This window comes from Arthrobacter sp. Soil_C_60, assembly GCF_057656375.1.
Genome location: NZ_JBDGKM010000007.1, coordinates 92,253 through 111,989 on the forward strand (window position 1 = coordinate 92,253; position 19,737 = coordinate 111,989).

Below are 19,737 nucleotides of genomic sequence, written 5' to 3' on the forward strand. Positions count from 1 at the left end.
GATACGTGGTCAAGAGGATGGGCATCCGACGGAGGTCCATCAGCGATTTGCATAAATGCCGTGTAGGCCCATGTCCGGGCTAAGGGGCACGCCCGCTAGAGCGGGTGTGTCTGGGGCCACGGGGAAGTTTCCGGACTCCTCGCCCTCAAGCATCGATACGTAGATCCGTAAGCGGAGTGGAGCAGCAGATCAGAATTCTACTCTGAGCGATTTCCCTTGGGCGGATTCCACCGTTGTGTTGCATTTTCACGTCGCCACTCAGGACGGTGCTCTTGCAGGTCCCGCACATGCCCTGGCTGCAGGAGGATGGAAGCCGTAGTCCTGCCGCTAAGGCGGCATCAAGAACGTTTTCAGTGGCGCCGCAGGCCACCGTTTTTCCGCTGCGAACGAACTCGACTGTGAACGGGGTTCCACCTTGAGAGGCATCACTCCGTTGGGCGTTGTCCGGCGCTAGGCTGTGCTCTGCCACGCGCGTCCACGTTCGATCCTCCCTGGGGTGACTGTCAAATGAAAAGCTTTCTTCGTTGTAGTTACGCATGTCGTAGCCGGCTTGTTCAAGCATCTGTCGAACGGCGCGCATATAGGGTGCTGGCCCACAGCTGAACACGACCCTTTCCGCCAAGTCCGGGGCGGCCGCCTCAAGCGCTGCGGCCGTCAGACGGCCACGTAAGCCCGTCCATCCATCTGACGGAAAATCCCTCTTGCATATGTTGACGATTCTGACGTTCGGCATCACAGAGGAAATGGCTTCAAGCTCGCGGCGGAAGATGATGTCTCTGGGAGTACGCGCGCTATGGACAAAGAGAATGTCTGCATCGGAACCGAGATCATAAAGCGTGCGAGTCATGGACATCATTGGGGTGACGCCACTACCGGCAGATAGAAACAAGTACTTGGATGCTGGCCGTCGTGGCAACGTGAAACCACCCAATGGAGCCCGGACGGTGACCCGGGTCCCAGGAACAATTGTGTCGTGCAACCAGTTTGAAACCCGTCCGCCGGGGACTCGCTTGGCGGTAATGGCTAGAAGGTACGGCCTGGTCGGAGCAGAGGAGATAGTGTAGCAACGACTAACGAGGGCCCCATCGATCTCCAGATCAAGCGTGATGAACTGTCCTGGGTCAAATCGGAAACGCCTTCCTGCTGCGGAGGCGAAGTGAAAGCTCTTCACATCATGGGTAATGTCCAGTACTTGACGGCATATGAGGACTTCTCTGTCATCATCGTCCCAACAATCAGGCGCGGCAGCGGGAAGCAGCGGTTGTTCCGCTTCGAGTGTGAAAACTGACATTCCTTGTTCTCCTCTTGATTCATGTGCTCCGTCTGCGGGCGGACGTTGACTTAGCGTTTTGGCCTCTGATAACTGGCTTACACGGCCAAGTGGTCACGTAGTCGACCCACGTACCAGTTCACGAAGGCGTCGACGTCGTCCTCGACTTTGGAGTAGGGACCTGGCACGTACCCTGGACCGGAAACGCCCTGCTGTGTCCCCTCAACCAGTTCCCGGTCTTCAGCATTCGTCGCCCGCCACACGGCGGTGAGGCTCTCAACGTCGTAATCCACACCCTCGACCGCATCGGGGTGCACCAGCCAGGTAGTGCGAACGATGGACTTATCCGGCGAAACCGGCCAGACCCGAAAGACGACGGCATGGTCACTGAGGAAGTGGAACCATGAGTTGGGCTGCATGTGGAGGGAGAGGTCTCCGAAGCGTGCGTCCGTAATCGAGCCGAGAGTCTTTTTGCAGACGGCAGCCCCGTTAGGGCCGAAAGACGAGCCGTCGCCATCCAGCGGCAAATGAGTAATCTGGAAGCCGGTAACCCGGCTGTCCAGCTCCCGGCGCTCGTCGCGCGGAAACTGGTGGAGGGCGCAAGCTCGCTCCAGATCCGCGAAGGCCTTCTGATAGCGCTCAAACATCGGGCGGAGGCGCGGTGTAATGTCGTCGACAGAGTAGCGGTACACCGGGAAGTAAGCTGTGAGGAGTTCCGGGTGTGCCGCGTCGCAGTGATAACACTCGCGGTTGTTCTCCACGACGAGCTTCCAGTTACCTTCCTCCACCAGGTCCATCTGATGGGCGACCTTGGTGTTTTTGAGGTCAAAGGGAGTCAGGAAGGGGTCAATGGCTCCGGCCACTTCTTCGAAGTCAGCCGGGGCGTCGTCTGCGCAGCAGATGAAGATTAGTCCGCCAACTGTGCGGACCTTGACTGGTTTCAGACCAAATTGCTCGCGATCAAATGTTGCTGGCTGGGATTCGGCGAACGCCAGGCTTCCATCTGTGCGGTAGGTCCACTGGTGATAGGGACAAACCAAGTTGCCGACTGCCCCGCACGGATCTTTTAAGAGGCGCGACCCTCGATGACGGCAGACGTTATGGAAGGCCCGAACGCCCTCATCGTCGTCACGAAGGATGATCACAGAAATGGATCCTATGTTGATCGTCACGAAATCCCCCGGCTCGGGAATTTCCGTTTCGGCGGCACAGAAAAGCCAGTGCTTTAGGAAAATTGCGTCGATGTCTAAGTCGAATACGGGCTGGCTGGAATAAAAAGCCCCTTCCAGACTGAACCCCATATCATGTCGTGCCACAAGTGTCCGGAGGTCGGAGGCGGCCCCCAAGGTGGTGGTGCTCACATGCTTCAAGTTGATGCTCCATTAAGAGTAGGGAAGACAACCAAAAATAAGAGAGGGAGACAAATTGTCCCGTCTGACGCAACAGTTTTTACATATGGAACAATTGTCGGATCACAGTCTTTGTCTGTCAACGGATAGCTCGTCACTATCCCGTTCCGGTCTACGCATTTGGTGGACCGGGACTCCGGCAGGGTCCCGGCGGACTCATGCCTGGTAGGCGGTGACCAGCACGAGGGGTCGTTGGAGTGAAGTAAGCATTTGCGTTACGGCACACCGCACACGCGGCCAGCGCAAAAGAAGCTTGCCTCAGTGGTCCGAATGTTCAACGAAATAGCGTTGCTTGTCGAACATGGTCTCCCGTCACGGTGCTCGGATACAGTCCTCGTCGGCGCCGCCCGGCAATCCGGGCCGACATAGTCTACGGGGCTGGGGTCAATCGATCCTTCAAGGCATGAATTCGGGTGGGGTTTACAGCCGCTGGCCCATCTTGGGCCAGCGACTACATTGCCTAACTGCGAGAGCTCGGCGTTAACCTCGCCGAACTCGACCGCGGCCGCGCCGTTGTCCTCGCTTCCGGCGCACCGGCGACGCTGGTGTGCACACTGCCCTGGTACACCGGTCCGCACCAGGAGGCCGTGGACGCGTCCATTAAGAAGTACAGCCCGCAACCCGAAGTCGAGCCGCGGCCGGTCCCGGCCGCGCCGACCGCTAATCCCTGGGTCACAAAGTAAGGAAGCAACCACTCATGGATGATGATTTCGGCTTGTTCAATACCGGCATTCCCGCACGGAGCCCCGGCACGGGCGAGGACGAAAAGACCGGGAAGGCTCCGGAACTCGTCTACGGCTCGGCCGAAGAATTCCTGCCCGAGCAGCTGCTGCCCACCTACGTCCGCAACGTCACTGGAAAATCAGCAAAGTGGTGCATCGAGTGGTACTTCCGCCCCGAAGCCGTCTCACGCGTCGCGGCCATGTGGCGTGTCTGGGAACACCTGCGCCTCGACCCGGCCACCGGCATGAGCGTCTGGTGGCGGGACCACGCAGACCACCACATGAAAGTCCTCCTGGACCACAAGGACCGTTCTACAACTGCGACATGAAAGAACACCGCGACCCCGAACAACTCGAACCAAAGAAAGCACCGGCCGGCTGGTTCCCAGACGTGCGGACGGAGCCTGCTTGAGGGAGCTAGCTAAAGGCTGCGCCTTTTGTTGCCTTTAGCTAGCTCCAAGTGCTACCTGGCTCGCTCTTGGGCTCTTGGGAGTCCCCCACGTTCAGCAGGATGGCAACGCCCTCCGGCCACTCAGGTGCAGCCGGAGCCTTCAGCCGATCGAGTTGCGCCTCATTGCGAGCAACGTTGAGGTCGGCGCCCTTTCGAATGTCTGTGGCGATACCTTCGGCTCGAGCTATGGCGATGACTTCATCGGCCGTTTCATTCAGTAACGTCTGTACGTCCTACCATGGTCTGGCCATGTGTCCTTGACATACTGCTGTCGGCCGCCGGTGGCACTGTTCTTGAGCCAGCGGCCGTACGGCTGCAGGCACCCACGCCAGCGAAGCGGCTTTCGAGGACAACGATATCGAGAGCGTGAACTCAGTTGCCCAACGACGATGGTCGCCACTAGTTATGCTGCCACGTCGTCGTTCAGTTACTCCGGTATGTCGATTGGCGGCCAACCCCGTTCAGGGTGATGTAGGTTTTGCGGACGGTGTCATGAACTAACCAGGTTCCTTTCCAACCGGCAGGCATGACGACGGTGTCGCCGGCGGCCGCTTCCACGGGCTGCTGCCCCTCCGCAGTGATGGTCACCCGCCCGGTTAGGATTTGGCAGACCTCGTGGTAGCCCTCCCGCACTGCGGTGAACAGGCCGGGCGAGCACTCCCAGATACCCACGTTCAGGCTGTCTGCGCTCCAGACCTCCCGGGATGCCTCGTGCTGGTTTGCAGTAACCGCCGTGGGCTTGGGAGCAGGCTCTCCGAGCGCGGCGAGCGGTGCCGCCTGGAGGTGGATGGTGTCGATGGACATGGTTGTTCCTTTCTAAGGTGCGGTCCTGCGCTGGTCGAGCAGGGCATTGTTGCCGCTGGTCGAGTTGGGCGCGGCACGCGCCCGTATCGAGACCAAGTGAGGCTGGCACTTTGGTCTCGATACTCTCGCTTGCGCTTGCTGCTCGACCAGAGCGGCGTATTTCAGGAGCGGCCGGAGATGAGGTCTGCGGCCCTAGCGATGGGTGAAGTTGAGGTGCGGCCGCTGTTTTCCGACTTGTCCGCGGCGTAATACGCCTTGTACAGGGCTTGGACGGCGATCCAGCGTAAGGGTTCCACTTCCCATTTGCGTACCCGGCGGTTGACCCACGGCATGGTGGTCAGTTCGCTTTCTGGGTTCAGGATCAGGTCCCGAAGCGTCCGGCCGGCCAGGTTGGTGGCGGTCACGCCGGTGCCCACATAACCACCGGCCCAGCCGATTCCGGTCTGCCTATCCAATCCGACGGTGGCCTTCCAGTCCCGGGGCACGCCCAGCACTCCGGCCCAGGCATGGTCCACGCGGGCGCCACGGGCGGCCGGGAACATGTCATGCAGAATGGCGGTCAGGTTCCGGATGGTTTCGGGCTGGGTGGCCCCGTCCGTGTCGGTTTTGGAACCGAAGCGGTAGGGGATACCGCGTCCGCCGAGCGCGATCCGGTTATCGGCCGTGCGCTGCGCGTACATGTAGGCATGCGCCATGTCGCCGACTGTGTCGAGGTGGTTCCAGCCGATTTCAGCCCAGACGTCGTCGCCGAGAGGTTCGGTGGCGATCATGGACGAGTTCATCGGCAGCCATTCCCGGTGTGATCCCTTCAGGTTGGCGGTAAAGCCCTCCGTCGCCCGCAGAATGTACTCGGCTTGAACATTGCCCTTCTCCGTCCGCGCCACGCGGGGGTTGATTTCGGTGACGGTAGTGTCCTCGTAGATGCGCACACCGAGTGCTTCCACTCGCTCCGACAGGCCGCGCACCAACTTGGCCGGATGGATCCGGGCGCAATGCGGCTGGTGGATGGCGCCCAGCGTGTTGGCGATCCGGACCCGTTCGGTGCTTTCCGCCGCGCTCAGCAGGCGGACGCCGGCCTCGGGCCATTGCTCTTCCGCTGCGGCCAGGGTCTTGAGTCGCGCCAGCTGGGCCGCGTTGCGGGCCACATTTAGTTCACCGCCCTTGCGGATGTTTGCGTCGATCCCCTCGGCACCGGCGACGGCGATGACCTCATCCACCGTTTCGTTGAGCAGCGTCTGGAACCGGCCCACCAGTGCGCGGCCGTGTGCCTTGATGTACTGGCCGCGGCCGCCGGTGATGCTGTTGGTAAGCCAGCCGCCGTTGCGGCCCGAGGCGCCGAAGCCGGCGAAGCGGCTTTCGAGCACTACGATGTCCAGTTCCGGTCGGGCCTTCTTCAGGTAGTAAGCGGTCCACAGCCCGGTGTAGCCGGCGCCCACGATGGCGATGTCCGCCGTCGTGTCCCCGGCCAGCGCGGGCCGGGGCGTGGGCAGGCCGTCTTTGGCATACCAGAAGGAGACGCCGCCGTTGACAGTCAGGGCCGTCTCGTTTCTCAGTTCGTTGCTCATGTGTGGGTTCCTAGGTGGTGGAGACGAGGTCGGAGTCTTCGAGTAGCACGCCGTCTTGGGCGGACCAGTAGACAATGGCGTCGTCGCCGGGCCGCAGCCCGTTGCTTTCGGACAGCGGGCTGCGGACGATGCCGGTTGAACCGTCGGCCAGCTGCAGCTCGTATTTATGGCCGGAGCCCAGATAAATGTTCTGGACCACCTTGACCGGGACCTTCACGGCGCCGCCGGGGGCTTCTTCCGCGTTCGGGGCAACGCGCAGCTGTTCGGGCCGCAGGACGAGGGCACCCTTGCCGGCGACCGGCCGGGTTGCGGGGCCGCGGAGCCTGGCGCCGTGGAAGTCCATGGACCAGTCCGGACCGGCCGGATCGACGTCGGCGCGGAAGACCGTGGACTCGCCCATGAACTTGGCCACGAACAGGCTGGCGGGGCGCTCGTAGAGTTCTGCGCTGCTGCCGACTTGCTCGATCCTGCCGTTGTTGAAAATGGCGATGCGGTCGCTGAGGATCAGCGCTTCTTCCTGGTCATGGGTGACGAAGACGAAGGTCCGGCCCACTTCCTGGTGGATCCGCTTGATCTCCAGCTGCAGCTTCTCGCGCAGGTTCTTGTCCAGCGCGCCCAGCGGCTCGTCCATGAGCAGCGCCCGGGGGTTGAAGACCATGGCGCGGGCGAAAGCGACGCGCTGCTGCTGGCCGCCGGAAAGTTCACGCGGATAGCGGTCCTCGTAGCCGGCCAGGCCGACTGTCTGCAAGGCCTCGGATATCAGTGTTTTCTGCTCGGCCTTGGGGGTCTTGCGCTGCTGCAGCGGAAAGGCGATGTTCTCGGCGACGCTCATGTGCGGGAACAGCGCGTAGTGCTGGAAAACGACGCCGAGCCCGCGTTTGTGCGCCGGCACGTTGTCGACGCGCTGGCCGTCGATTTCGATCGAGCCGCTGGTCAGGTCGGTAAAACCGGCAATGAGGTTCAGGGTGGTGGTCTTGCCGCTGCCGGACGGGCCGAGCAGTGTAATGAATTCGCCGGGCTCGATGGTCAGCGAGACATCATCGACGGCGGTCGATTTGGCATAACGCTTGGTGACACTCTGAATGTCGATCCGGGTGCCGGCCCCGGTCAGCTTACTGGACACGTTTCCTCCTACGCATACTGAGCAGCCCGACGGCAATGATGACTGTCGTCAGGAGCATGATCATGGTTGCTGCGGCCGCGATGGTCGGGTCCGTGTCCCTGGTGACGGACGAATACATTTTTACGGGCAGCGTTTCCAGGTACGGACTCTTGATAAAGATGGACAACACAACCTCGTCGAACGAGGTCACGAAGGCGAAGAGCGCCCCCGACACGACGCCGGGAAGAATGGACGGCAGAATGACCTTCAGGAAGGTGGTCCACCGGTTCGCGCCCAGGCTTGCCGCCGCAGTCGCGAGCCGCTGATCGAAACCGCTCAGCGCGGCCGTGACAGAGACGACGACGAACGGCACGGCCAGTACCGTGTGGGCCAGCACGAAGCCGCTCAAGGTGCCCAGCATCTGCAGCCGCAGGAAGATCGCGTAAACGCCGATGGCCAGGATGATCGCCGGCACCACGATCGGGGCCAGCAGCAGCGCCTGCACCGTCTTGGCGGACCGGCGCCTGGCCCACTTCTGCAGACCGACCGACGCCGCGGTGCCGATTAGCGTCGCGGCGACGGCAACGATGATGGCGATCAGTACCGAGTTTCCGAAAGCCGACATCCATGCCCGGTCGTTGAAGAAATTCTCGTACCAGCGCAGCGACCAGCCTGACGGCGGGAAGGTCAGCGAGGCCTTGTCCGTGAAGCTCAGTGGAATGACGATGGCGGTCGGCGCGATCAGAATGACGGCCACCAGCCCCGTATATACCCACAGCAGGGACCGGGTCAGCATGGAATGTTTCACAGCAACCCTCCTTCATCCCCGGCGGCACGTTTGCTCTTGCGCAGCAGCAGGGCCAGCAGGCCCAGCAGCAGCAGAGTGGCAACCAGCAGGATGACGCCGAGCACACTGCCCCGGCCCCACTGGAGCTGGCCGTTGACCTGCATATAGATGTATTGCGAGATCAGCATCTCGGACGGCGAGCCGAGCAACGCCGGAGTGATGTAGAAGCCGAGCGCCTGGATGAAGACCAGCAGGGAGCCGGACACCACGCCGGGCATCGCCAGCGGCATGAAGATTCGGGTGAAGGAGACGAAGGGACGGGCGCCCAAACTGCTGGAGGCCTGTAGCAGCCGCAGGTCCACGTTGCTCATCGACGCATACAGCGGCAGCACCATGAACGGCAGCAGCACCTGAACCATGCCGATCAGGATGCCGGTGGTGTTGCGGATCAGCTCGAACGGCCCCAGTCCCAGGAATCCGAGCATGCCGTTGATCAGGCCGTTGTCCTGCAGCAGGATGATCCACGCGAAGCTGCGGATCATCAGCGACGTCCAGAACGGGATCAGGACAATGACCACCAGTGCGGCGCGTAGCTTCGGGCCGGAAATCACCATGAAGTACGCATAGGGGTAGGCCAGCACCAAGCAGATCGCCGCGGACAGCAGCGCCACCCACAGTGTCCGGCCGAGTACCGCCCAGTTTCCGGCGTCGGCGGCGAACCACTGGTAGTTCTGGGGACCGAGCACGGGGTCCGCTACGCTGCGCCACATCGCCTCTGCCAGCGGGTAGGCGAAAACGCCGACCATCAGCGCCAGCGCCGGCAGTAGCAACAGCACCGGACTCAGCCGGCGTGTGTGCCGGCTGGCAGCCGGCGCCGCGCCGTCGTCGTTCCCCGTCCGGCCAGCCGATGTTGCCGGCCGGACGGGGTCTTTGACCGTATTGCCCATTAGGAAACCCAGGCCGTCCAGCGTTCCAGGGTCGACGCGTAGTTCTCGCCCCACCATGCGAAGTCGGACACCAGGACCTTGTCGGCGATGTCCGGCTCGGTGATCAGGAACTTCTTGCCGTTCTCATTCACCGCGGGCTTGGCGTCCAGGTGGACCGGCGAATAAGAAGTTTCCTCCGTGAGCTTCTCCTGCTGTTCCTTGCCCAGCGAATAGTTGATCAGGGCCATTGAAGCCTTCGGGTTCTTGGCGTTCGTGGGAACTGCCAGCACATCCATGACCACAACGCCGGTGTCCCAGACCGGCTCGAACGGGGCGCCGTTCTCCACCGCCCCGAAGGCGCGGCCGGACCAGATCAGGGCCATGTCCACTTCCTCGGCCTCAAGCATCTGCTGCGATTGGGCTCCCGTCGTCCAGTAAACGAGGCTGTCCTTGATCGTGTCCAGCTTGGCCAGCGCCCGCTCGACATCGAGGGGGTACAGGTCCTCCTTGGCCACGCCGTCGGCGATCAGGGCACCCTCCAGGATGCCGCCGCCGATGTCCCCGCCCTGGACGGCCCGCTTGCCGGGGAACTTCTCGGTATCGAAGAAATCGGCCCAGCTCTGGGGCCCGTCGCTGTATTTCTCGGCGTTGTAGACCATTACCGTGGCGTACTGCATGGCGGGCACGTAGCAGTCACTGGCCAAGCCCTCCGGGATATTGGACTTGTCGATGATCGAGTAGTCCAGCTTCTGCAGAAGCTTGCCGCATTGTCCGGCCGCCCAGTTCGAATCGGTGTCAACGACGTCCCAGGTGACGTTGTTCGATTCCACCTGGGCCTGGACCTTTGCGTATTCCATTGGCCCGTCGGACAGGATGTTTGCCCCGGACTCCTCGGCGAACGGCGTTACGGACGCCGCCATCTGCCCGTCCTGGTACAGTCCGCCGTAGGAGGCGAAGGTCATGTTCAGGCCATCCAATGCGCCGGGTTTGACCGTTCCAGCCTCGGCAGGACCGGTGCCCAGGTCAATGTCGGCAGGTGCGGCATTGCCCCCGCCTCCGCAGGCCGAAAGGAGCAGGGCAACGGCTGCCGCCATTCCAAACGGCAGTGCCCGCTTGCGGCGGCGTGTGGTGTTTGCTGACATCGTTTCTCCTATTGAGTATGGAACTTTGACTGTCGAACTGTCCTGACTTCACATTGCTTCAGATAGTCGGCGGGCTGACGATCCACATGACTTCGGATACGGTCTGGGCCATGTTCCGAAGGCCGTGTGGCGTGGAGGAGAGGTATTCAACGCTGTCCCCGCTTTCCAGGACGTGGGACTCGCCGGAGAGACGAACCTCCACCCGCCCCTTGAGGCAGACGAGGACCTCCTGGGCATTTCCGTGGACGTAGAGTTCCTCGCCGGTCCCGCCGTGAACCTCGAGCTCGCCGGTGTAGACCTCCAGATTCCGCTGGGGCGTCCCGGTGAGCAGGTATTTGGTCACGCCGCCACCGGAGTGAAAAGCAGGCCGGTCGGCCCTGCGCAGCACCCGGCCCTCGGGCCTGGTGCCGTCGATGAATTCCGCCGCCGTTGATCCGAGGGCTTCCGCAATTTTTTTGAGCGTGGCGACACTGGCATTCGAGTGCCCATTCTCAAGCTGGCTGAGGAATCCGGAGCTGACGCCGGTCAGCTCCGCCAAGCGGCGCAGCGACATCCCGCGCAGTTCCCGGGCCACCCGGATCCGGCTGCCAACAGACGGCTCGCGCTCGGTTGCAGCGGCCACTCAACACCTCCTTCAGCAGTACTAAAATTGTGATCAGTGCCACTAAGCGGTTCGTTTAGTTGACCTTAGCTCGGGGTTAGGTAAATGACAAGGTTTTTGGGCGTTGCGGGCAAAGAACTAGTTGGTGGGGGAACGGCAGATGGCTGCCTGCCTGGGGGTCAGCCGCCTAGATCTTCGGATCCCGCGACGCGACCACCAGGATCAGGCCGCCGATAAGCGCCACGAAGGTGTCCGCCATGCGGTACATTCGGCAAATCCTCCGAGGAGGCGATCCATGAAACAGCCGCTAGAGGAGCTGGTGCTACCGATCAGTTACACCGCACGGCATCGTCCGTGTGTGGCCTCCTAGTGGCCACGGCTGCATATCGGCAACAGCCAGCAGTTCGACCAAAGCTGTCCAGGATCTGTGCTTCACGCCTGTAGGCAGGCCGTCCAATGGCAGGTGGAGCAGCGCATCCTGCCAATTGCCATGGCACCGGCGACATAAAGTGACGCGCCCGCAAGACTAACAAGCCGCCCCCCGCGCTGCCGCTGCCACTCGAGAAGCTGCGCCGCCCGAGGCTCAACGATGGAGTCCCCCAAGGCCTGCGGACCTGGTCACTACCCGCGACATCGGCCACGGTCTCGCGTCGCCCATTCTACGACCCGAAAGGAGAGCGGCTCCGCGGGTAACCGCCCGCCGCTGGTCGGGGAGTGAGCGCCGGCGTGCGTGTAGGAACCTGGGAGGCACGTGATCAAATCTTTATATGGGCGCGCAGCGCCCTACTAGACTAGCGGCGTCGTTTTGGGCCGCTTTGTCAACGGCCCAGCGCGGTCGGGGCACCCCAGTTGGCGCGTTGCTCTAATTCAAAGCGACTCAGCCGGTACGGACTAATGTCTGCCTCAGGCCGCTTATTCTCGGCCAGATCGGCGACAATGATGCCCATCAACGCAGAATACTTGAACCCCTCGCCGGCGTCACCACAGGCGACAACAACGCCGGGGGTAGGAGTATCGACGATGAATTTTCCGTCTGGCGTGTCGGTCCAGACACAAACCTGCGCATCGAGTACGTCAGGCTTTATCAACGGGAAACTATTGCCCACTCTTTCCTGAATAATGCCGGTGCGCAGCTCATCCGGTGACCTGTCAATGTCCCCCTCCTCGTAGTTCCGCAGCGGACTGTCGAGACCGACCTTGTAACCTATGCTGGGGCTGCTCATCGCGTAGATTCCAGGCATCTCGTTTGTGGGTCCGTCAAAAAAGCAGGGATAGTTGTCGGCAGCGTCTCGTTGAAGCGCATCACCGAAGTGGACCACCTGCTCCAAGTACGGTCGAAGCGGCGCTGGCAAACCAAGCTGTGAGAGCAAGACGCCGCTCCCGGGTCCGGCCGCAATCACTACTACATCCGCGTCAAGACGCTTGCCGTTGGAAAGGGAAGCGCTAACCGTCCCTGAAGACGTTGAAATTTCCACCACAATGGACCCTTGGAGGAACGTGCCGCTAGCCGCGGAAAACAGCCGAAACTGTGCCTCCAGGCTCGCTTCAGCCAGCACCACGCCGGCATCCTCCTGCCAGATCGCATCTCGGCCATCGGGCCTCAAACCAGGCAGAAAGTTTGCGACTTTGCTCGACTCGACCTGCTCGAAGGGCACACCTTCTGCGAGAAGCGTTGACCGCAAGCGCGGCAGCGACTTCGTATCGCGCCAAAGTATGCCCTTTCGGCGGTATACCGGTGTTCCAGTCCTGCTTGATAGTCGCTTCATAGCTTCCAGCCCCAATCTGGACAGCCGAACTCGACCGGGATCCGGGTCAGGAATGCGCCACATCCGAGTCGGTCCACATGACGATGAAAGCGGGTTCGATACGCCGAAGCGATCGATCAGGGTGACCTGGTGCCCTCTATCGGCCAGCTCAGCTGCTGCCGGCAAACCCCATGCGCCAGCACCGACGACAATTATTCTCAAATGTCAGTCCTTCCCCATCCCAAAGCCGGTCCCGTCGATTCGTTGCAGCAGTCCTGCAGCCGAGGCTGAATCAAAGTGCCTCAGATCGTGCTGTGCCTCACCCTACGTCCGGGCCAGCATAACTGACGTTATTGCTGGCCCGGCTGTAGCGAAGTCGTCATAAATGTCTTCCATGACGATCATTCGCTTGTTCGAGTTGCAGGCCTGGCCGGTGTTTTCCATCCGGGTTTCCCAGGCCTGATCCGCGGCCGCCTTGATGTCGGCCGGGTCCAGGACCACGTACGGGTCAGAGCCGCCGAGTTCGAGGACGGCCTTCTTGAGGTTCCGGCCGGCGATCTCGCCGATGGCCGCACCGGCGCGTTCCGAACCGGTCAGGGAGACGCCCTGGATGCGCGGGTCGGCAATGGTTTCGGCAACCTGGTCATGGGTGGCGAAGACGTTGACGTAGGCGCCCTTGGGGAGGCCGGCGTCGTCCATGATCTTCTGGATGGCCAGCGCGGACTTCGGGCAGTTCTGCGCGTGTTTAAGGACGATCGTGTTCCCGAGCTGCAGGTTCGGCGCGGCTGCCGCTGCCGAATGCATCAGCCGTCACTTTATAACAGGGCTGCACGGCGGCCAGTCTGCAAGGCAAACCAGAACTGAGTTGTGCCTTCAGTAGATGATGGATGAAGGCCGGTTACCTGCTGAATGGTATTGAGACGGTAAACCAGAGTTTGTCGATGGATACTCAATAGCTGCGATGCCCTGACCAATGAGCGGTCGGCACCTAAAAAAATCTCGAGAGTTTTTAGCAGGTCGCTTCGGCTATTTCGATCGTGTTCGATGAGCCGTCCGAGGACGCGATCCACTATTGCCCGCGACTCTGCGACGCTTCGAGGGAAGAACCCAGTCTCAGCGGAGCCGTCCCCGTACTTCGAGACTCCCTTATCTGATTCAGATGCATCTTGCAGGGCCAGATACGCTTGGCGTTTAGCTTCTGCAGCGCCGACCGCCGCTGAGAGGCAGGCACTGACACCGGCCTTTGTTCCCTTACCGAGCAAACGCGTCATCGTATCGGCGACGTCAGTAGCGTCGGGAACCAGCGCAATAAGTTTCCCATCCTCTTCTGTAAGAAGAACCGGATTGTCCCGCAGTTTTCGGGCCAGATGGATGTTTGCCGAGGAGTATTGGCCCCCCAGACCCGGCTCTACACAAACTAGTGCCACTTTTTCGCCGAGGCCTCGTTTCTTCAATAGGGGCGCCAGCGCGTGATATTCGACCGAGCCTTCAAGGAGTTCGACGAGGGCAGAGGATCCCTGTTGTCGAAGCTCGTCTAAAACTTTGGCTTGCTGTTCCAACTCAAGCGCCATGATGGCTGCGACGTAGTAAGTCAGCAGAGTGTCCGGGGCAGTGTTGACGGGCTTCTGAATTCTAAGCGCAGTTCTCAGCCGGCCGGGGACGGCCATCACGGACGACTGGGCCAGGCTGCCTACCTTGAATTGCGAAGTAGACATCGTCTGACCGTCGACTTCGTCAACGAGTTCCAGTTCCCAGCCGACACTGCGGGCGATGGCCCCGAGCCTCTGTTCCACTCCTGAGTCTCGACTGATAGATTCCCCGTATGCGTCAAATAGTCGCTTCGCTTTGTCTAGTTGTTCGCGCTCGAGGGCGAGCGTGTTTTTAATGACCAACCGGGCCAGTGAGACGAATTCCAGTTCAAAGGGCGCCCTGAGCAGTGGAAAACCCCGTTTGTCAGCCTGTCGTCGCATGGCTTGAGAAATGTCATTAGCGCCCGGTGGGCTAGCTATTATGAGCCCGCTCACGCCTGCGCTAATCACGCGGTCAAGCCATTCGACCTGGGCCGAGTCTCCTAGAGGCATTCCAGCGCCCGTGGTCATGACGAGGTCGCCGGCTCCGACCCATTCCCAAGGATTGGGGAGGTCGACGGCGTGTGCCCACGACACCGGCCTCCCGCCTCCGCTGGAGCCCGCTAAATACTCGATGTCCAGGTCCGGGATCAAGACCAGACTGTCGACTGTGATCATCAGGGTCCCCTCTTAGACGTCCAATGACACATTTTTCATACAATCATCGCAATTGGCAATACCGGGTCAGCGGATCGTATGAACGCCAAGCTGTCCAAGCCAGAACGCCCCGAAAACCCAGCTGTACCGGACGAGCTCACCCACTGTATTAATTAGCAGGATCAGCGCCCTTTACGCATTAGTATTTATTAATCCACTGCGCTATATGCCGTAGGTATCTGGGAAAAGCCCAAGGAATGGCTCCTTGAGTCCCTCGACAAGGAGTTCGGCCCCTCGGCGCCACGGCTACGACGCGGTCGAGTCCCTGGAGGTGTTCGAACGCAACGAGGTGGACGTTCTCGTCTCGATGGGCGGGAACTTCTCCCTCGCCTGCTCCGACACGGAGATGCTGGAGGCAGGGATGCAGTGGATTGGGATGACCGTGCATATCTCCACCAGGCCCAGCCGCTCCCACATCGTGCACGGGCCGCACCTCGCTGATCCTGCCCACGCTGGGCCGGACGGACAAGGAGGACAAGCACCCCAAGGGCGCCCGGTTCCTGTCCGGGGAAGACTCCATGTCCGTGGTCCACTCCACCCGGGGCCGGCTTACCCCGGTCTCCGGGCCCTGCTCGCCGAGCCCGTCGTCGTGGCCCGGATTGCCGAGGCGACCTTCGGCCCGGACCACTGCGTGGACTGGAAGGCCATGGCCGAGGACTACGAGGTGATCCGGGACCACATCGGACGTGTCCTGCCCGTTTCGAGGACTTCAACGCCCGCGTCCGGACCAGGAATGGCTTCGTGCTGCCCAACCCCCGCCGCGGGACACCCGCTCCTTCGCCACGGACATTGGCCGCGGCCGCTTCACCGTCAGCCCGCTGGAGTACCTCACTCGGCCCGACGGGCACCTGGTGCTGCAGGCCATCCGCAGCCACGACGAGTACAACACCACGTTCTACGGCCTGGACGACCGCTACCGCGGCGTCTCCGGCGGCCGGGGGGTCATCCTCATCCACCCCCGGAGACCTCGCCGAGCAGGGCTTCCAGGACCGCGGCCTCGTGGAGGTGGTCAGCACCTTCCAGGCATAGGCCGACACGCCGAAAGGTTCCGCCTGGTTGCCTACCCCACCGCCAAGGCCTGTGCTGCGGCGTACTTCCCCGAAGCCAACGCCCTGGTCCACAAGGAAAACGTCGCCCGTGAATCTGACGCCCCAGGCTTCAGAGCCATGATCGTCCGCTTCGAACCACATGCCGGCATGAAGGCGTAATGGCAGGGTAGACGACGAAGACGGGTCCTAAGAAGCGAGCCTTCGCCGCCTACAGCCTCCGCAGCCAGTGGGTCGGTAAACACTGGCACGTGTTTCCAAAGCCACGAGCTCCTGACCTCAGCGGTTAGTTGCGCGCCCTCCGTTCGGCAGCGTCCACAACGTTACTCAGCAGCATCGCCCGTGTCATGGGCCCGACGCCGCCCGGGTTGGGCGAGATCCAGGACGCAACCTTGCGAGCGGCCGCTTCAACGTCACCCCGAAGGGATACCTTTCCTGTCTCTGGGTCAACTGCACGTGACACTCCTACATCCAGAATGATCACGCCCGGCTTGAGATCTGCAGCCTTGATGATGTCCGGCACCCCAGCCGCAGCGACGACAACATCCGCGCGCTTGAGCAGCGCAGGGAGGTCAGTGGTTCCGGTATGGGCCGAGGTAACGGTGGCGTTGACAGCTTTGCGGGTCAGCAGAAGACCCAGTGGGCGGCCCACGGTGACACCGCGACCGAGCACCAGCACTTCCTTACCTGCAAGGGAAATTCCGTTGCGGTTTAGCAACTCCACGATTCCAAACGGTGTGCACGGAAGAGGTGAATCAAGGGGCTCATTGACGGTCAGCACGAGTTTACCCAGGTTGGTGGGGTGCAGACCATCGGCATCCTTGTCGGGACGAATTCTTCCCAAAATCGCGTTCTGATTGATATGAGACGGCAGAGGCAACTGGACAATATAGCCACTCGTTGCCGGATCCTCATTCAACTCATCGAGCACGGCTTCCAGTTCACTTTGTGTGATGTTCGCCGGAAGGTTCCGGCGGATGGACTCGATACCTACTTCCGCACAATCCCGATGCTTACCACCTACGTAGGAGTGACTGGCCGGGTCGTCACCGACAAGGACTGTACCCAGACCCGGGACGATCCCCTGGGCCTTAAGCTCCTGAACTCGCAGGGCCAGTTCCGCCTTGATCTGCGCCGCAGCCCTTCGTCCATCCAGAATCTGGCCGTACGCGCCGTGGACGGGACCATCGGTTACCGGGGCCATTTTGGTGTCGGCTCCTTGCACCTTGAGTTGCTCCATGACTCTCCTAAATCTGTCCAAAATCCTTTTGTAAAATTCACCCGTCACAACAGGGGCGGCAGCAAGGAATGGCGCCGCCGGAAGTGCCGGAGACAGGAAGCTGTCTCCGGCAAACCAACGGCTAGCCCCGGAGGCGTTCGCCTTTGGGATCGTAGAAAGGCCGCCTGGAAACCGTCGCCGAATACAGCTGGCCCTTGCACTTGACCTCGAATTTGCCCGTGAGATCCGTGTCCGGGTCGACTGCGGCAATTCCGACCGCGCGCCCAAGCGTGTACCCGTAGCTTCCACTGGTAAGCCTTCCCACCGGCATTCCGTTGCAGAAAAGGGTTTCGTCGTGGACGAAGAGAGGATCTGCATCATCAATGGCTACATAGATGGTGCGGTGCTTTGGTTTCGCTGGATCGAGTTTCACCAGCGCATCACGCCCGACAAATCCGCCAGGCTTGTCCATTGCGACAGTGAAACGAAGCCCTGCTGCATAAGGATCGTCCTCAGGGCCGATATCGTGTCCGAGGTGGCGGAATCCCTTTTCACTACGGAGGGAATCCAGTGCGTGGTAACCGGCCATGCGGACCCCAAGGTCTTGTCCTGCTTCCCAAAGGGCGTCAAACACGTTTACGGCCAGGTCCGCGCTGGCATAGATCTCGTAACCGAGTTCCCCGACAAAGCTAACCCGGAGGGAGTATGCGAATCCATCCGCGATCTCTACGCGGCGTCCCTCAGTGTACCTCTGCGCTTCATCGGACCAATCCTCAGGGGACACACGTGTCAGGAGCTCCCGGCTGCGTGGTCCCATTACGCCAATTGTGGCCATTCCCGCGGTCGCATCGAAAACAGCAGCTGCTCTTCCTTTCGCCAGCCGGTTCAGGTATGCCAGGCTCTTTTGCCGGCTAAAGGACGGAGTCACGACGAGGAACCGGTCGTCTCCGAGCCGGGTGATAGTTCCGTCAAGCTCAATGCCTGCATTTTCATTGAGGAACAGCGTGTATACGGCCTTGTTAACGGGAACATCAACGTCCGCGGTGCTTGCTAATTGGCATACCGCCAGCGCATCCGGACCGGCAACTTCGAACTTTGCAAAGGGACTCAAATCGAAAAGGACGACTCCGTCGCGCGTGGCCTTGTGTTCCGTTCCCACGCGATGGAACCATTCAGTCCGGCCGTAGCTATAGGTGTATTCCGGGTTCGTACCCGGTTCTGCATACCAGTTGGCCCGCTCCTGACCATTGACTTCACCGAAGCAGGCACCCAGCTCAGCAAGCCGGGAATGCAACGGTGTTCGGCGGATGTTTCGTGCCGTCTCTAACTGCAAGTGCGGCCAATGCATCGCGTACAGACGCCCGAGCCCTTCCTTAGTGCGGGCGTGCAGGTAACGGCGGTTGTTCTGATGCTCCGAGAAGCGCTGTACGTCCACGGAGGAGGAGTCGAATGCCGGTGAACCGGTGATGACCCACTCTGCAAGTTCCTTACCCACTCCCGGAGCAAAGATGATGCCCTGGGAGTTAAACCCTGCGGCCACGAAGAGGTTCTGCACTTCGGACGTTTCACCCAGGATGAAGTTCGCATCTGGAGTGAAGCTTTCGGGCGCATTCAGAAAGCGGTCGTAGCCAGCGTCAGCCAGAGCTGGAATGGCGGTTTCGGCCTTACTTCTGATTGGTGCGAAATGCTCCCAATTGGCTGGGAATTCAGCAAATCCATTGGGTGCAACCTCTTCCACGGGCCTTGGTATGCCGTTAGGTTCGAAAGCCCCGACAAGGAGGTGCCCGGCTTCCGGCCGGACATAGTAGCTGTTATCAAGGTCGCGAAAAACGGGAAGCTCGGGCACCGCTCCTTGGATTTCTTCAGAGCGTACGTGAACGTGTTCGGCAGGGTACAGCGGGACACTAACTCCCGCTGTAGCGGCAAGCTCCCTAGTCCACAGGCCACATGCGAGGATGACACGGTGGCATGCGACGGTACCCTTGCTTGTTTCAATTCCGGTGGTCTTGCCGTCCTCTTGGAGGACTTTATGGACGGAGACGCCTTCGCGGACCTGGACGCCGCGGGAGTGGGCCATCTTGGCGAAGGCGATGGCCGCATGTCCGGGGTTGAGGTAGCCGTCGTCCGGCAAGAGCAAGGAGCCAAGAATCCCATCCGTGCGGGCAATAGGCCAGACTTCCTTGAAACGCTCGTCATTGAGCATCTCGGTCCTTACGCCGTTCTGTTCGGCGACGTCACGGGCGTAGCGGATCTCGTCCAGCCTGCCAGGGGTGCGTGCGATGTTCAGTGACCCAGAGGGACGGAAGGAGATATCGACACCGGAGAGCTCCTCAAGCTCTCGATACAGTTCAAGCCCGTATTTGGCCAGCTTGGTCAGGGCCGACGAGCTCCGTGCACCTGTTACCAGCCCTGCAGCGTGCCATGTAGTCCCGCTTCCCAGGACGTTGTTTTCGAGCAACAGAACATCACTTTCGCCAGCGAGTGCCAGATGGTAGGCGATGCTGGCCCCGATGATTCCACCGCCGACGACAACAGTCCGGACACGTTGAGGTACTGGTCCGTATGAATCATCAGTGAAAGCTTTAGCGCTGATATTCCTATCGACGAGCCTGTCCATTATTTTTTCCTCGCTTCTAGAGTTTCGCCGTGGGTTCCAGGGACTT

General features: G+C 61.0%; 14 protein-coding genes and 2 pseudogenes. 2 read left to right on the forward strand and 14 right to left on the reverse strand.

Going from position 1 to position 19,737, the window contains the following annotated elements; all coding sequences use genetic code 11:
• Positions 1 to 145: 145 nt before the first annotated feature.
• On the reverse strand, positions 146 to 1,291 hold the full coding sequence (locus tag AC3A4M_RS14930; protein ID WP_498736494.1) for an FAD-binding oxidoreductase: 1,146 nt from the start codon (positions 1,289 to 1,291) through the stop codon (positions 146 to 148).
• A gap of 77 nt (positions 1,292 to 1,368) precedes the next feature.
• The gene (locus AC3A4M_RS14935) at positions 1,369 to 2,631 is read right to left on the reverse strand and encodes an aromatic ring-hydroxylating oxygenase subunit alpha (protein ID WP_498736496.1); all 1,263 of its coding nucleotides are present in this window, start codon (positions 2,629 to 2,631) and stop codon (positions 1,369 to 1,371) included.
• A gap of 745 nt (positions 2,632 to 3,376) precedes the next feature.
• Between AC3A4M_RS14935 and AC3A4M_RS14940 the strand changes: the two genes are divergently transcribed.
• A complete protein-coding gene (locus AC3A4M_RS14940) occupies positions 3,377 to 3,730 on the forward strand; it encodes a DUF4913 domain-containing protein (protein WP_498736498.1) in 354 nt (117 codons plus the stop codon).
• 545 nt (positions 3,731 to 4,275) lie between these two features.
• Here the strand turns inward: AC3A4M_RS14940 and AC3A4M_RS14945 are convergent.
• The 10 genes and pseudogenes from AC3A4M_RS14945 to AC3A4M_RS14990 form a co-directional block, all read right to left on the reverse strand.
• Positions 4,276 to 4,656 carry a cupin domain-containing protein gene (locus AC3A4M_RS14945; RefSeq protein WP_498736500.1) on the reverse strand — a complete coding sequence of 127 codons (381 nt, stop codon included), beginning with the start codon at positions 4,654 to 4,656 and terminating at the stop codon, positions 4,276 to 4,278.
• Positions 4,657 to 4,817: 161 nt separating this feature from the next.
• Entirely contained in the window at positions 4,818 to 6,221 is a 1,404-nt protein-coding gene (locus AC3A4M_RS14950; protein WP_498736502.1) for an NAD(P)/FAD-dependent oxidoreductase, read from the reverse strand.
• A gap of 10 nt (positions 6,222 to 6,231) precedes the next feature.
• On the reverse strand, positions 6,232 to 7,344 hold the full coding sequence (locus AC3A4M_RS14955) for an ABC transporter ATP-binding protein (RefSeq protein ID WP_498736504.1): 1,113 nt from the start codon (positions 7,342 to 7,344) through the stop codon (positions 6,232 to 6,234).
• A complete protein-coding gene (locus AC3A4M_RS14960; RefSeq protein WP_498736506.1) occupies positions 7,334 to 8,131 on the reverse strand; it encodes an ABC transporter permease in 798 nt (265 codons plus the stop codon). Before AC3A4M_RS14960 ends, AC3A4M_RS14955 begins: the two co-directional genes overlap by 11 nt.
• Complete coding sequence (locus AC3A4M_RS14965) at positions 8,128 to 9,057, reverse strand: ABC transporter permease (RefSeq protein ID WP_498736508.1); 930 nt, start codon at positions 9,055 to 9,057, stop codon at positions 8,128 to 8,130. The genes AC3A4M_RS14960 and AC3A4M_RS14965 overlap by 4 nt, the downstream gene beginning before the upstream one ends.
• On the reverse strand, positions 9,057 to 10,178 hold the full coding sequence (locus AC3A4M_RS14970) for an ABC transporter substrate-binding protein (RefSeq protein ID WP_498736510.1): 1,122 nt from the start codon (positions 10,176 to 10,178) through the stop codon (positions 9,057 to 9,059). Before AC3A4M_RS14970 ends, AC3A4M_RS14965 begins: the two co-directional genes overlap by 1 nt.
• Before the next feature lie 58 nt (positions 10,179 to 10,236).
• A complete protein-coding gene (locus tag AC3A4M_RS14975) occupies positions 10,237 to 10,800 on the reverse strand; it encodes a helix-turn-helix domain-containing protein (RefSeq protein ID WP_498736512.1) in 564 nt (187 codons plus the stop codon).
• A gap of 797 nt (positions 10,801 to 11,597) precedes the next feature.
• Entirely contained in the window at positions 11,598 to 12,746 is a 1,149-nt protein-coding gene (locus tag AC3A4M_RS14980; protein ID WP_498736514.1) for an NAD(P)/FAD-dependent oxidoreductase, read from the reverse strand.
• 144 nt (positions 12,747 to 12,890) lie between these two features.
• Positions 12,891 to 13,319 (reverse strand): annotated as a pseudogene (locus AC3A4M_RS14985) (aldehyde dehydrogenase family protein); the annotation flags it as partial.
• Positions 13,320 to 13,339: 20 nt separating this feature from the next.
• A complete protein-coding gene (locus tag AC3A4M_RS14990; protein ID WP_498736516.1) occupies positions 13,340 to 14,770 on the reverse strand; it encodes a PucR family transcriptional regulator in 1,431 nt (476 codons plus the stop codon).
• 210 nt (positions 14,771 to 14,980) lie between these two features.
• Here AC3A4M_RS14990 and AC3A4M_RS14995 point away from each other — a divergent pair.
• Positions 14,981 to 16,017 (forward strand): annotated as a pseudogene (locus tag AC3A4M_RS14995) (hypothetical protein); the annotation flags it as partial.
• Positions 16,018 to 16,141: 124 nt separating this feature from the next.
• On the opposite strand, the gene AC3A4M_RS15000 reads toward AC3A4M_RS14995, so the two are convergent.
• Positions 16,142 to 17,059, reverse strand: a complete 918-nt coding sequence (locus tag AC3A4M_RS15000; protein ID WP_498736732.1) for a bifunctional methylenetetrahydrofolate dehydrogenase/methenyltetrahydrofolate cyclohydrolase — start codon at positions 17,057 to 17,059, stop codon at positions 16,142 to 16,144.
• 157 nt (positions 17,060 to 17,216) lie between these two features.
• Complete coding sequence (locus tag AC3A4M_RS15005) at positions 17,217 to 19,691, reverse strand: GcvT family protein (RefSeq protein WP_498736518.1); 2,475 nt, start codon at positions 19,689 to 19,691, stop codon at positions 17,217 to 17,219.
• Positions 19,692 to 19,737 lie beyond the last annotated feature (46 nt).